Origin of the sequence: Streptomyces sp. V2I9 (assembly GCF_030817475.1) — a bacterium.
In the GTDB taxonomy this organism is placed as follows: domain Bacteria; phylum Actinomycetota; class Actinomycetes; order Streptomycetales; family Streptomycetaceae; genus Streptomyces.
Map to the genome: position 1 here is coordinate 6,833,693 of NZ_JAUSZJ010000002.1, position 12,857 is coordinate 6,846,549.

12 protein-coding genes and 1 pseudogene are annotated in these 12,857 nt (G+C 72.6%); 5 read left to right on the forward strand and 8 right to left on the reverse strand.

What is annotated here, in order from left to right; genetic code table 11:
• The first annotated feature begins 45 nt into the window (after nucleotides 1-45).
• Nucleotides 46-1,299 carry a DUF6357 family protein gene (locus QFZ71_RS29540; protein WP_307671208.1) on the forward strand — a complete coding sequence of 418 codons (1,254 nt, stop codon included), beginning with the start codon at nucleotides 46-48 and terminating at the stop codon, nucleotides 1,297-1,299.
• Between the two features lie 169 nt (nucleotides 1,300-1,468).
• Here QFZ71_RS29540 and QFZ71_RS29545 read toward each other — a convergent pair.
• From QFZ71_RS29545 to QFZ71_RS29565, 5 genes and pseudogenes are all read right to left on the reverse strand, one after another.
• A pseudogene (locus QFZ71_RS29545) lies at nucleotides 1,469-1,591 on the reverse strand (DNA repair protein); the annotation flags it as partial.
• A gap of 6 nt (nucleotides 1,592-1,597) precedes the next feature.
• Nucleotides 1,598-1,807 carry a DUF2945 domain-containing protein gene (locus QFZ71_RS29550; protein WP_307671209.1) on the reverse strand — a complete coding sequence of 70 codons (210 nt, stop codon included), beginning with the start codon at nucleotides 1,805-1,807 and terminating at the stop codon, nucleotides 1,598-1,600.
• Between the two features lie 114 nt (nucleotides 1,808-1,921).
• Nucleotides 1,922-2,506: an N-acetylmuramoyl-L-alanine amidase gene (locus QFZ71_RS29555; protein ID WP_307671210.1), complete on the reverse strand. Its 585-nt coding sequence runs from the start codon at nucleotides 2,504-2,506 to the stop codon at nucleotides 1,922-1,924.
• A 426-nt stretch (nucleotides 2,507-2,932) separates the two neighbouring features.
• Nucleotides 2,933-4,342: an SWF or SNF family helicase gene (locus QFZ71_RS29560; protein ID WP_307671211.1), complete on the reverse strand. Its 1,410-nt coding sequence runs from the start codon at nucleotides 4,340-4,342 to the stop codon at nucleotides 2,933-2,935.
• Nucleotides 4,339-7,302, reverse strand: a complete 2,964-nt coding sequence (locus QFZ71_RS29565) for a DEAD/DEAH box helicase (protein ID WP_307671212.1) — start codon at nucleotides 7,300-7,302, stop codon at nucleotides 4,339-4,341. The genes QFZ71_RS29560 and QFZ71_RS29565 overlap by 4 nt, the downstream gene beginning before the upstream one ends.
• Nucleotides 7,303-7,496: 194 nt before the next feature.
• On the opposite strand from QFZ71_RS29565, the gene QFZ71_RS29570 reads away from it, so the two are divergent.
• Nucleotides 7,497-7,679, forward strand: coding sequence for a hypothetical protein (locus tag QFZ71_RS29570; RefSeq protein ID WP_307671213.1), 183 nt, complete (start codon nucleotides 7,497-7,499; stop codon nucleotides 7,677-7,679).
• Nucleotides 7,680-7,697: 18 nt separating this feature from the next.
• On the opposite strand, the gene QFZ71_RS29575 is transcribed toward QFZ71_RS29570, so the two are convergent.
• A complete protein-coding gene (locus QFZ71_RS29575; RefSeq protein ID WP_307671214.1) occupies nucleotides 7,698-8,573 on the reverse strand; it encodes a hypothetical protein in 876 nt (291 codons plus the stop codon).
• A gap of 200 nt (nucleotides 8,574-8,773) precedes the next feature.
• On the opposite strand from QFZ71_RS29575, the gene QFZ71_RS29580 reads away from it, so the two are divergent.
• Nucleotides 8,774-9,679 carry an oxygenase MpaB family protein gene (locus tag QFZ71_RS29580; RefSeq protein WP_307671215.1) on the forward strand — a complete coding sequence of 302 codons (906 nt, stop codon included), beginning with the start codon at nucleotides 8,774-8,776 and terminating at the stop codon, nucleotides 9,677-9,679.
• A gap of 45 nt (nucleotides 9,680-9,724) precedes the next feature.
• On the opposite strand, the gene QFZ71_RS29585 is transcribed toward QFZ71_RS29580, so the two are convergent.
• Complete coding sequence (locus QFZ71_RS29585; RefSeq protein ID WP_307671216.1) at nucleotides 9,725-10,348, reverse strand: class I SAM-dependent methyltransferase; 624 nt, start codon at nucleotides 10,346-10,348, stop codon at nucleotides 9,725-9,727.
• A gap of 857 nt (nucleotides 10,349-11,205) precedes the next feature.
• On the opposite strand from QFZ71_RS29585, the gene QFZ71_RS29590 reads away from it, so the two are divergent.
• Nucleotides 11,206-11,781 carry an ATP/GTP-binding protein gene (locus QFZ71_RS29590; RefSeq protein ID WP_307671628.1) on the forward strand — a complete coding sequence of 192 codons (576 nt, stop codon included), beginning with the start codon at nucleotides 11,206-11,208 and terminating at the stop codon, nucleotides 11,779-11,781.
• A 21-nt stretch (nucleotides 11,782-11,802) separates the two neighbouring features.
• Here QFZ71_RS29590 and QFZ71_RS29595 read toward each other — a convergent pair whose 3' ends face one another.
• Complete coding sequence (locus tag QFZ71_RS29595; protein ID WP_307671217.1) at nucleotides 11,803-12,231, reverse strand: PPOX class F420-dependent oxidoreductase; 429 nt, start codon at nucleotides 12,229-12,231, stop codon at nucleotides 11,803-11,805.
• Nucleotides 12,232-12,373: 142 nt separating this feature from the next.
• Here QFZ71_RS29595 and QFZ71_RS29600 point away from each other — a divergent pair, with 142 nt between their 5' ends.
• Nucleotides 12,374-12,787, forward strand: a complete 414-nt coding sequence (locus tag QFZ71_RS29600) for a roadblock/LC7 domain-containing protein (protein ID WP_307671218.1) — start codon at nucleotides 12,374-12,376, stop codon at nucleotides 12,785-12,787.
• Nucleotides 12,788-12,857: the final 70 nt, after the last annotated feature.

The following is a 12,857-nucleotide window of genomic DNA, read 5'->3' on the forward strand; positions in this document are numbered from 1 at the left end:
CCGTGGCGAGACCGGGCGCCCCGGCCGATGAGGAAGACTGGGGCCATGAGAGACATCGTCTTCACTCGCCGGAGCGGTTGGATCCCGAATGTGGTCCGCGAGGACGGTGAGCTCAAACTGATGCTCGCGGCCGGGGCCGACGCAAACCATGATCCGCGCACCTTCACGTTCCCGATCGGCGAAGCCCACAGGGAGGTGATCCAGGAGGATCTGGCCAGGCACCTGCTGCTGTGGAGCGCGGTCCTTCCGCTGTGCGACGCCGCGGGCAGCCGGGGCCGGCTCGACGAGAACGCCGCCACCGCGCTTCTCGACCCGATCCTCCTCGCCGCACCGGCGGACGTCGACGCGCTCTTCCGGAGCATCAGGTGGGACAGGGGCCGGCTCGTCGCCCACGGGGCCGACACCGATCTGCTCGATCGGGGTCAGGTCTGCGCGGCGATGAGCACGGCGACCGAGACGGCCGACGTGCGACGGGCCCAGGAGCACCACGCCCATCGGCGTCGCGCCGAGCGCGGGGTGGTACTCGGCCCGCTCGACGCCGCGATACTGAGGTATACGGGCCAGTACCTGCACGGGGCGACGATTCCGAGGCGGACGCCCGGCGACGTCGATCCAGCGCTGCTGCCCGAGGTGCTGCGGGTGGTCGCCACCGCCGAGCGTGCGTGCGCCGGTAGGGGGATCGGCCGCGACCCGCGACGGGGGAAGCACGCCACGGACAAGCGCGACTGGGAGCGCATGCGGACGACGGTCGACACGGCGGTGCGCGGTGCGTACCCCCAGCTCGCTGACGACGCGGTACGTACCGTGAGCTTCCTGATGTGCTCGGAGGCGGCGCACCGGGCCAGGAGCACCCCGATGGACGACGACGGGGCCGCGAGTGACGGTTCCGGCGGCGGTGCGAGGAAGACCGCCCTGTCCTTCACCGACGACCAGGGCGTCGAGAAGAAGTGGCTGTCGGGCCGTGGCCGTGCCGCCACCGCGGAGTTCTGGGAGTTCGTCGGGGACCGCGCGTCCGCGGACAACCAAGTGTTCACCATCGAGGACGAGGAGAGGGGCGAAGGGATTCAGCTCCACTTCTTCGCGGACACCATCGCCCGCATCACCACGCTGCGCGAGGGCGTGGGCGGGGCCGATCCGGAATACCGGGTGGAGTACAGCCTGGTCGACGGGATCGGCGGTTATCGGGACCTGGTGAGCGCCTTCGTCCGAGGCGGCTGCGCGGCACTCGAACAGCACACGCCCTGGATCTCGGATGTCGCCGAGTTCGAACGCGAGCGCCGGAGGCGCGCCGCCGAGTAGCTCCGGCGGAACTGCGCGGCGCGTTCCGCACCTGCTCGTGGCCGGCCGAGGCGAACCGGCCGAGCGCCGGTACGGGTCAGGACGGTGACTTCGTGGCGGGGGCCGGGTCCGGCGGCGGGTACGTGAGGCGGCTGTCACGGATCCGCGCGTTCCCGTCGAGGACGGCCGGCTTCGTGGAGGAGGGAAAGGAGCGACCGTCCGCCGGACAGACGATGTCGTGTCCCCGCAGCATCTCCAGAACCTCGTCGAACGAGCGCGTCGAATGGCCGATCGTGCAGATCCGGGTGGGCATCGGCCCCTACACCCTCGTCAGCGCGCCGCCCTTGTGCATGGCGATGTGGCCCGTCCTGTCGCTCTTGATCTCGTACTGCGGATCGTCCTCGGAGCAGTGCCGGGTATAACCCTTGAAGGCGACATCCCGCGTGTGCTTCTCGATGATGACGCCCTCGACGTGGCCCGCCTCGGAATTCCAGCGCACGTGGTCGCCCACGGTGAATTCGCTCGCCATTTTCCGTCCCTCCGGCTCGCCGTCACGCGCGTCGATTCCGCACGATCTCCAGAATCTCACGCGGCCGGGGAGGCGGCTATGCGACGAGGGAGGCCGCTCGGAAATCCGTCGAGGTCATCCGGCGGCGACCACGAGCCGGAGATAGCGGTCCCAGTCCCAGAGGACGCCGGGGTCGGTGTGGTCGCTGCCCGGTACCTCGTGATGGCCGACGATGTGCTCCCGGTCCCGGGGGATGCCGTGACGCGCGCAGATGTCGGCGGTGAGTTCGGCTGACCGCAGGTACATGACGTCGGTGAAGAACTCGGGGCGGTCCACCCACCCTTCGTGCTCTATGCCGATGCTCCGGGTGTTCCAGTCCCAGGTGCCCGCGTGCCAGGCGACGTCCTTCTCCCGGACGCACTGGGCGACATGGCCGTCGCCGGAGCGCACCACGTAGTGGGCGGACACCTGCTCGGCGGGGTCGCGGAAGATGCCCGCGGTCGGTGTGAACAACTGCTGCGCGACATGGATGATCACGCGGTCGATCCGGCGCTCGGAAGAGCGGGACGGCACGGTGTAGTTGGCGGGGGCCGCCGGGGCCCAGAGCGCCGTCGCGTAGTCGGTGGAGCCGTCCGGTGCCGTCACGGCCCGTGCGGAGCCCGGCAGGAAGGCCGCCGCCACCGTCGCGGCGACACCCTGGACGATCGTTCTGCGATGCAACAGCACTCCAGAATCCGGGGAGCGGGTGAGACCGGGGGCGAGAACGTACGGGGTGAGCCGGTGAGGGCATGACGGCAGGGGGACCGCCCTCCGGGCCACCGGTAGGGAGACCATCCGCCGTGACGGATGACGACCGTGCAGGACGTCCGGTTCCCCCGGCCACGTCGCGGACACGTACCGGAGCTCCCCGCGCACGGCTCCCTCGAGGGGCTGCGGCGCCACGTCTCCCGGCCCCCACAGCCTGCCCACCGGAGCCGCGTCACGGCTTCCCGCCCACGACTCCTGCCCCCGGAGGCCCCTCGTCACGGTGACGCGCGCGGCCGCAGGGCCACTGCCGGGGAGTCACCGCCGGAGGCCGGCCGCACCCCGTCGAGGCCGGGTCGGCGGGGACGGGCCCCGATGCGGGCCCGGCCCCGCCCGGCCCCATCAGACAGCGGCGTCCGCCGCTCCGCCCTCGGCCGCCGCCAGTGCTCCGGCCGGGTCGTCGTCCGCCGGCCCGGCCGGAACCCAGCGCCCGCGTTCCTTGCGGTACGGCCACCACCGCCCGGCCCGGTCGAGCCGAAGCTGGAGGTCGGCCCCCGCCACGGTCCAGCGGGCCCGCCCGCTCGTCCGCAACGACGGCCGCTCGCCCGGCTCCCACGCCTCGCCGAGCCGCACGCGGGCCCGCTCCAGCTGCTCCGGATCGGGCGTCCACTCCTCGTCCAGTACGGCGAGCGCCGCGACCCCGCCGTACCGCCAGGCGCGCACGGCCGCCTCCAGGTCCGCCGCCGTCCGGCCGGAGCCGGTGGCGAGCCTGGCCCCGATCCGCGGCTCCGGCCGGACGTCCGCGGCCAGCCGCACCGCGTCCTGCCGCGGGGACAGCTCCACCGGCAGCGGCTGTTCCGCGTGGCCCGGAGCCAGGGCCTCCACCAGCATCCGGCGGGCGCGCACCGCGCTGTCGGCCGCCAGGACCTCCAGTGCCGCCGGGTCGATCCCGGCCGGAGGGCGGGTCTCGGTGTCCAGCGACGGTCCGAGCGCCGGCTCGCCGGGGACCGGCGGGGTAGCGGGCAACGGCGGCAGGATCCCGGCCGCCGCGAACGCTTCCCCGGCCGGTACCCCGTGAACCTCTCGCACGGCACCGGCGGTCTCCCGCACCCCGCCGCCCGCCCGGACCGCACGTGCGGCGCTGCGGACCTGGAGCTCGTCCAGCAGCCGCCGCTCGTCGCGCCCCCGCATCAGCAGCAGGACGAACGGATCCTCGTCCAGGAGACGTGCCACCTGATAACAGAGCGCACCGGAGTGCGGGCAGTGGTCCCAGGCCCCGCAGGTGCACTCCGGCTCCAGATCCCCGATGCCGGGCAGCAGGTCGACTCCGGCGCCCACCGCGTCCTCCACCAGGTGCGGCGGCATCTCCCGGTCCAGCAGCGCCGCGATGTGCCCGGCCCGCTCCACGGCCATGTCCAGGAATCGGTCCCAGTCGCCCGCGTCGAGCTGCTGGAGCAGGACGTCGCTGCGATGGGCCGTGCCGTCGCGGTCCCGCACCATCGCCGTGATCCGCCCCGGCCGTACGGAGACCGCCCCGACGCCGCCCTTCCGGGCCAGCTGACGGCCCTGCTTGAGCTGCTGGCCGTCCAGCGCCGTGTCCTCCAGGGCCTGGAGCCACGCCCGGCCCCACCAGGATGTGGCGAAGCCCTTGCCCCGGGCCGGCGGAAACGCCGCGAACGTACGCTCCGGTCCACGACGGCCGTCGCGCGCCGCCGCCTCCTCGTCCCCGTCGGGGGCTTCCCCGTCACCCGTGCCGTAGCCGGTCCCGTACTCCGCCCTGTACAGGTGGTCGTCCTCGTAACCGTCGCTCATCGCGCGCCCCCTCGCAGCTCGACCAGGTCGGCCAGTTCCGCATCGGTCAGTTCGGTCAGCGCCGCCTCGCCGGAGCCGAGCACCGCGTCCGCGAGTCCCTGCTTGCGGGCGAGCATCTCGGCGATCCGGTCCTCGATCGTGCCCTCGGCGATCAGCCGGTGCACCTGGACCGGCTGCGTCTGGCCGATCCGGTAGGCGCGGTCGGTCGCCTGCGCCTCGACCGCCGGATTCCACCAGCGGTCGAAGTGCACGACGTGGCCCGCCCTGGTGAGATTGAGCCCGGTTCCCGCCGCCTTGAGGGACAGCAGGAACACCGGCGCCTCACCCGCCTGGAAGCGGGCCACCATCTCCTCGCGCCGGGCCACCGGCGTGCCGCCGTGCAGGAACTGCGTGTCCACCCCGCGTGCGGCCAGGTGCTCCTCCAACAGCCTGGCCATCCGGACGTACTGGGTGAAGACCAGCACCGAACCCCGCTCGGCGAGGATCGTGTCCAGGAGTTCGTCCAGCAGCTCGACCTTCCCCGACCGGTCCGCGATCCGGGGCTGCTCCTCCTTCAGGTACTGCGCCGGGTGGTTGCAGATCTGCTTCAGAGCCGTCAGCAGCTTCATCACGAGCCCTCGCCGCTCGAAGCCGTCCGCGGTGGCGATCTCCGCCAGGGTCTCGCGGACCACCGCCTCGTACAGACCGGTCTGCTCCGCCGTCAGCGACACGGCCCGGTCGGTCTCGGTCTTCGGGGGCAGCTCCGGCGCGATCCCCGGATCCGACTTCCGGCGCCGCAGCAGGAACGGCCGTACCAGCGCGGCGAGCCGCTCGGCGGCGGCCGGGTCGTCCCCGCCCTCGATCGCCGCGGCGTAGCGCGTACGGAACGTGCCGAGGCGGCCGAGGAGGCCCGGCGTCGTCCAGTCCAGGATCGCCCACAGCTCGGTGAGGTTGTTTTCGACGGGGGTGCCGGTGAGCGCGACGCGGGCCCGTGCCCCGATCGTGCGCAACTGTCTGGCCGTCGCCGAGTGCGGGTTCTTGACGTGCTGCGCCTCGTCGATGACGACCATGCCCCAGGGCACGGCGGCGAGCCGGGGCGCGTCGAGGCGCATCGTGCCGTACGTCGTCAGGACGAACTCGCCGTCCACCAGCCCTTCCAGGGAGCGCGAAGCGCCGTGGAAGCGACGGACGGGGGTGCCCGGCGCGAACTTCTCGATCTCCCGCTGCCAGTTGCCCATCAGCGAGGTCGGACACACCACCAGCGTCGGTCCCGCCGCGTCGGCGGCGGTCTGCCGGTGCAGATGCAGGGCGATGAGCGTGATCGTCTTGCCGAGCCCCATGTCGTCGGCGAGGCAGCCGCCGAGACCGAGCGAGGTCATGGTGTTCAGCCAGTTCAGCCCGCGCAGCTGGTAGTCGCGCAGGGTCGCGGCGAGCGCCTCGGGCTGCTCGACGCTCTGCCGGGCGGCGGACTCCGGCTCGGCCAGCCGGTCGCGCAACCGCTGGAGCCAGCCCGTCGCCGCCACCTCGACGCGACGCCCGTCCACCTCCGTGGAACCGGTCAGCACCGCGCCGAGAGCGTCGATCGGGGTGACCTTGCGGTCCCGGGCCTCCCGCGCCCGGCGCGCCTCCTCCGGGTCGATGAGCACCCACTGGTCGCGCAGGCGCACGATGGGCCTGCTGGACTCGGCGAGCCGCTCCACCTCCTCGCGGGTCAGATTCCGGTCGCCCAGGGCGAACCGCCAGTCGAACGAGAGCAGGGCGTCGGCGGAGAGGAACGAGGGCATGCCGGCGGTCGTACGCCCCCCGGCCCCGGAGCCCTCCTCGGCCCCGAGATCCCGTTCCTCCCGGTCACGGTCGTCCGGGCCGATCACGGCTCGCGCGGTGAGCTTCCGGGCCAGTTCCTTGGGCCAGTGCACCTGCACCCCGGCGGCGGCCAGGGCGCGGGTGGCGGACCCGAGCAGTTCGGCGATCTCCTCGTCGGCCGGCTCCACCGAGTCCGGTACCGCGGCGGAGAGCAGCGGGGCCAGCGGGGGCCAGGCGCGGGCGGCGCGCCGCAGGGTGAGGAGGGCGTCCATCCGGGCCCGAGGACCGAAGGCGGCAGCGGTCCTCGAGGTCCCCGCCCACACCTCGGCCGCGTCGGCGACCAGCGAAGGGTCGCTGACGCTGTGGATCTGGAGCACGGCACGGAACGACGGAGCCCCGGCGCCCCCACCGGACGCCGCCCCCGTCGCCACCGGGGCGGCACCGGGATCCGCACCGTCCTCCGCCGCCGTGCCGCAGCGCGGTGAGGTCACCCCCGAGACCTCGATACGCAACGAGAGCCGCACACCGGCGTCGTGCCCGGCAGCGACATCGGCCGCCCAGTCCCGTCCGTCGGGCAGATGCTGCGGCTCCGGCGCGGTGAACGCGGGTCCGGCGGCGGCGAATCCGGCAGCCGGTGTACGGGGCATCGCGTCGGCGACCGCGTCGAGGAACGCCCGCAGCAGGTGTTCCGGCTCGGGCAGCAACGGCTCGTCGTCGGCCGGAAGGGGCGTCGCGTGCGCGGTCGGCGGCATCGAGGCGGCCAGTTCCCGCAGCCGTTCGAGATCGTCGAGGCCCAACGGCCCGATCCGCCAGGCGTCGTGCTCGGTGCTGCTCAGCCCCGGCAGCAGCAGCCCGCGGGCGACGAACTGGAGGCCGAGAAGCGCGGCGGCGCCCCAGAACGCCGTGGCGGGGGAGGCGTGGGTGACGGCACGCGCGCGGGTCAGCACCGGCAGGGCGTCCCCCACGGGGAGCCGGAGTGCCGAAACCGTACGGAGGCACAGGTCGTCCCCGAGCACGGTCAGCTCCGACAACGGCCCCGGAACGTCCGGAGCGGTGTCACCGTCCGGGTTCCAGAACGCGATGCCGCCGGCACGAGCCGGGTCCGCGGGGACGAAGACCGCGGAGCAGCGGGCCAGTTCGGCGATCTCGGAGGGTGTTGCCGAAGGGTGTCTGTGCACAGCGATGTCAGGTTCCTCAAATTTGACTAGTGGGGCGAGTCGCCGAGGGTACTCCTTTTCGCGCGATCGTGAGTCGCGTGCCCATGTGGCGTGCGTCACGTGCCGCTGCGAAGGTGTCTCCGACGGGGAACGCGCACGGGCGCGGGCGCGTTGACAGGGCAGGAGCGGCGCCGGCCGCGAAGGAGGCATGGACCATGTCGAACGGTGCGAAGGTCGCCATCGGGGGAGTTCTCGCGGCAGCGATCCTCTGGCCTCTGCTCGGATTCTGGTGGGCGCTGCTGGTCGTGATCGGGGTCCCGGTGGCGGGCTATCTGCTGCTGGATCCGTCTCAGCGGCGCAGGCTCCGCCGGATCAACCGCAAGCAGATCGGCCGCTGACCGCAGAGGCCCCGGGCGTCACATGGGGTGAACGGCCAGCGCGTCCAGCGCCGTGAGAAGGCCGGGAAGGGCGGCTCCCCGCCCGACGGGAATGACGGTGCCCGGCTCTTCGTCCAGCAGGAACAGGGCGATGTCGTCGGTCCGTGCCACCATCGACCACCCCGGTCCGTCGACGCGCAGCGTTCGGGCCTCGGCCGAGGCGTACGAGGAACGGATCCGTCCGGGCGGCGGTGGAGCCTTCGTGTAGGCGGCCGCCTCCGACAGCGCCCTGCGCACACCGGGGTGCCGGACGGCGGCGGATGCGTCGTCCGCCCGCTTTCCCGCGTCGTCGCTCCCCGGCCCCGCCCCGGCGCCCGGCCGCAGCACCTGCGCGTCGTCGAGCTGCTCGCGCCACACCGACCACTGTGCGGCGATCTCGTCCGCCCCGAGCCGTCGCTGCGGCGGACCCCACGCCTCCGCGTCGGGCGGGACCAGCGGTGCCGGGCCCTCCCCGTCCGTCTCCGGATCGTGCGGATCGGGGACGCCGGGCGCCGAGACGGCGAGATCCATCGGCCAGCCCGGCAGGGCGCACACCATGGACCGCTCGTCAGGGGAGAGGTCGTGCTCCATGCCGCAGTCCCACGCGGCGATGGCGACGGCCACGCGGGAGGCGTCCTCGACCACCACGGTCCAGCGGGCGCCTTCGCCGTCCTGCCCCAGGACGAGGCCGTAGCCCTCCTCGTACGGTTCGAGGGCGAGGGCGGCGCACGCCGCCGGGTAGTCATCCCCGAGCACGCCGGGAAACCGCGCGGGCGTCAGCAGCATCGCGGTCAGCACCAGCAGCGCGTCGTCGGCGCCCACGTCGTCGGTGACCGGGCCGTCCGCACCGGACATGGAGCCCTCCCCGTCGCTCATCGCGCACCCGCCCCTCGTCCGGTCTGCTTCCCTCGGTCCGTCGGCGCACCCTAACTACTCGGTAACCCCCTGGTCGAGACCCTGGTGGGCGCCGCCGATCCGCAGCCGCGTCCACTCGTCCGGGTGGGGACGGGCCGCACGTCTGGGCGCGCGCGGGCCCTGTGCGTAGGGTGGAAGCTCCGGCCGAACGAGGGGGCAGCATGGCGAAGCGGTACGACCGGCTGAAGGAGATCCAGGGAATGGACCCGGAGCGGGACTTCCACGAGATCTACCGGCTCACCGTCGCCCATGAGTTCCCCTGGGACGTCACCCGCGCCCTCGAACTGGCCCTCTACCGCACCTACGCCGTGCCCAGCATCGGTCGACTCCTCGACGAGACCACGGAGTTGACGGACCGTTCCCAGAAGCGCTACGACGACACCGCCCTGCTCCTCGACGCGGTGGTGGAGCACGGTTTCGACGCCGACGAAAGCCGCACGGCCATCCGCCGGATCAACCAGATGCACCGCAGCTACGACATCAGCAACGACGACATGCGCTACGTCCTGTGCACGTTCGTCGTCACCCCGAAGCGCTGGTTGGACGATTTCGGCTGGCGACGCCTGTGCTGCCACGAACGGCGCGCCTTCGCCGCCTACTACCGCGCCCTCGGCACCCGGATGGGGATCAAGGATGTGCCGGAGACCTACGAGGACTTCGAGCGTACCCTCGACGCCTACGAGGACGAGCACTTCGGCTGGGACGAAGGGGCCCGCCGGGTTTCCGACGCCACCTTGGCGCTGATGGGTTCGTGGTACCCGGCGGTGCTGGCCCCCCTGGTGCGCGGCGCCAGCCTGGCGCTGCTGGACGACTCGTTGCTCACCGCGTTCCGCTACCCCCGCCCCGGGCCGGTGGCCCGCGGAGTGACCAGGGGTGCGCTCCGGCTGAGGGCCCGTGCCGTCCGGCTCATGCCGCCCCGCCGGACACCCCATTACGCACGTCAGAACCCCGAGATCAAGGGATATCCCGACGGGTACGAGATCGCGAAGCTCGGTACGTTCCCCACGCCGGGTGTCCGCGGCTGCCCCGTTCCCGGCCACCGTCCGTCGCGGACCCCGGCCGAGTGAGACGCCCGTTTCGGCCGGGGCGTCCTCGCCATCGCCTCCGTAGGGTCACCCCCGGCTGACCGGAGTCTCTCGTTCCTTCCTGCTCGCCAGGGCGAGGAAGCGGTCGTCCTCGTCGGTGTAGGACTCCAGCCGCCATCCCGCACCGGCCAGCAGCTCCCGCAGCCGGGGCTCCGCCCGTAGGTCGTCGTCGGCGATGGTGCGCCCCTGTCGCGCGGCGAGGGCGGCCCGGCCGATCGGGTGGAAGAGGGCGAGCGTCCCGCCCGGTCGCACGACGCGGGCGAGTTCCGCCACGTCGGCCTCCGGCCGCGCCAGGTGCGAGATCAGCCCGGCTCCGAAGACCGCGTCCAGGACACCGTCGCGCAGCGGCAGCCGTGCGACGTCGGCACGGACGAGGGCACCGCAGCCGCCCCGACCCGCCCGTACGGCTTCCGCGAGCATGGCCGGAGTGAGGTCGGCGCCGAGCACCGTGCCCATCGGCCCGACCACCGCCCTCAGGGCGGGCAGCGCGCGCCCCGTACCGCAGCCCGCGTCGAGCACGGTGTCACCGGGGCGCAGCCCGAGCCGGCGGGCCGCGGAGGCGTAGGCGGGACCGTCGTCGGCGAACCGGCGGTCCCAGCCGGCCGCGCGCGGGGTGAAGAAGTCCAGGACGTGGGTGTGGTCGTCGGCCATGAGGACATGGTCGCGCAGCCGTCGGGCCGTGTCACCGGCTCCGGCTCCACCGGACGTACGGCCACGTGTCCGGGAATGGCTGAGGCGCCCGGCCCGTTCGGGTGCGGTCCGTGGTGGCCGGAGCCGGCCCGGGCTCCGGCGCTTGTGCCGCGTCGGGCCGGACGCCGCCCCGGTCGCCGCCGACCGGGGCACGATGAGCCCTTCGGTGCATAGCAGTCGCACATCGGAGGGTGCGCGATCAGTGGGGATCAGCCCGGATCGCACCTTCCGGTACCGAGTCGGCGACCGGTGCCTCCCGCCCCCCCCAGGGAGGGGCGTCCTCCGAGGCTCGCCGCATCATGGTGGTCGTGGCCGCCGGCAGTTCACGCGGCGCCACGGCCGCCAGGTCCGCTCGGTGCTCCCCGGCGGACCGCCGCACACGGATCATCTCGACGAGGCTCAGATCGACGCAGCGAGGCCCGGTTGGAGACAAGGGCGAAACCGGACCTGTCGGAGTGCTGCGCGGAGGCGGAGGGTACGGAGGCTGAGCCGGAAGCGGCGGGGCCGCGGACGGCCCTTCGGCCCGTTGCACGATGTCCGGTGGGTCACGGGCAGGTCAGCGCCCCGTCCGAGAGTGACCGGCAGATCAGCGGCCAGTCCGAGAGAGACGCGTTCAGGTCAGGATGCGGCAAGGAATGACCGTGGCGGAGTCGCATCGGTCAAGAACGATCAACCCGCTCGTACGAAGCGGACCGGTTGCCATGCTGTCGACCCGAAGCGATTCCTGAGAAGAGAGGGAACGCATGCCACCCGAGTACACCGACAGAGAGCCGAGCCCCCGCACCGCTCACCGCAGCCCCGGCGACATCGGCAGGACCATGCTCGGGGAGGACATCGCGCTCAATTTGAAGATCGTCGTGGCCGGCGGCGTCGGGGTGGGCAAGACGACCTTGGTCGGCTCGGTGAGCGAGATCCGCCCGCTGCGATCGGAAGAGGCGGCGAACGGGAGCGGGGAGAGCGGCGCCGCCGGAGCGAAGCGGGGGGCCACGACGACCGTAGCGATGGATTTCGGCCGCATCACCGTCCATTCGGGTCTCTCGCTGTACCTGTTCGGCATGCCGGGCCAGGACCGCTTCCGGTTCCTGTGGGACGAGCTGTGCGCGGAAGCCCTGGCGGCGATCGTGCTCGCCGACCCCCGGCGGCTGGAGGACTGCTTCGCCGCCGTCGACCACTTCGAGCGCGCACGGATTCCGTTCGTGGTCGCCGTCAACCGCTTCCCCGGAGCTCCCGGTCGTACGGAGCACGACGTCGCGCGGGCGCTCGATCTCGACCGGGGCACACCGATCGTGCTGTGCGACGCACGGGATCGAGCTTCCGGAAAAGAGGTCCTGATCCGTACGGTCGAGTACGCCGGTCGTGTGCATACCGCCCGGCTGCTCGCTTCCGTCGGCTGACGCCCCGGCGTGGGCCGCCCGTCAGTCGGCCATGTCGGCCATGGCGATCACCTTGTCGATCCGCACCCGCACGACCAGTTCGCCCGGCACGCCGTTGCGTCGCCCGAACTCCTCGGCGGCGTCCGCCGCCACGTACCGGCGAGCGATGAGCGTGGCCCACCGCAGGAGTTCGCCGGGGTCCTCGCTCAGCTCGGCACGGCCGTTCACCACTGCAAACGCGTACGGTGGTCGATCGTCGTCCACGCACAGGGCGACGCGGCCGTCGCGTGCGAGATTGCGCCCCTTCACGCTCTCCTTGCCGGTGTTGAAGACCACCGAGTCGCCGTCGAGAAGGAACCAGACGGGGGCGACGTGCGGACTGCCGTCGGCCCGCACCGTCGAAACCTTCGCCGTGCGCGTTCCCTCCGAGAGGAAGGCCCGCCACGTGTCTTCGGTCATGTGATGTGCCATGGGCACCATCCTGGGCCCGATCCGCGTATGGCGCGAAGCGGCACCCCGCGGCGCGAGGGACGCTTGCCCCGGAGGGGCGGTTGCGCGAGGCTTGCGAGCGTAACGGGGGCACGGGGAACGAAGGCACGGGGAGGACGAGCACATGCCGCTTGACCGGGGACTTGACTGGCTTCTCGACGATCTCACCAAAAGGGTGCAGTTCATACAGCACGCCTTGGTGCTCTCGAACGACGGGCTGGTCACCGGGGCCAGCACCGGGCTCGCCCGCGAGGACGCGGAACACCTGGCGGCGGTCGCCTCGGGCCTCCAGAGCCTGGCGCGTGGGTCGGGGCGTCACTTCCGGGCGGGCCGGGCCCGCCAGACGATGGTGGAGTTCGACGAAGCGCTGCTTTTCGTGACGGCCGCCGGGGACGGCAGTTGCCTGTGCGTGCTGACCGGCGCCGAAGCCGACATCGGCCAGGTCGCCTACGAGATGACCCTCCTCGTCAACCGGGTCGGAGAACACCTCGGAGTCTCCGTCCGCCAAGGCGCTCTCGACGACATCGGGCCCATCTGACCTGCACTTTCCTTCGTCCCTGCGGAGTTATCCACAGGGCTGACGGATGGTGGCCCCTTTCGACTACCGT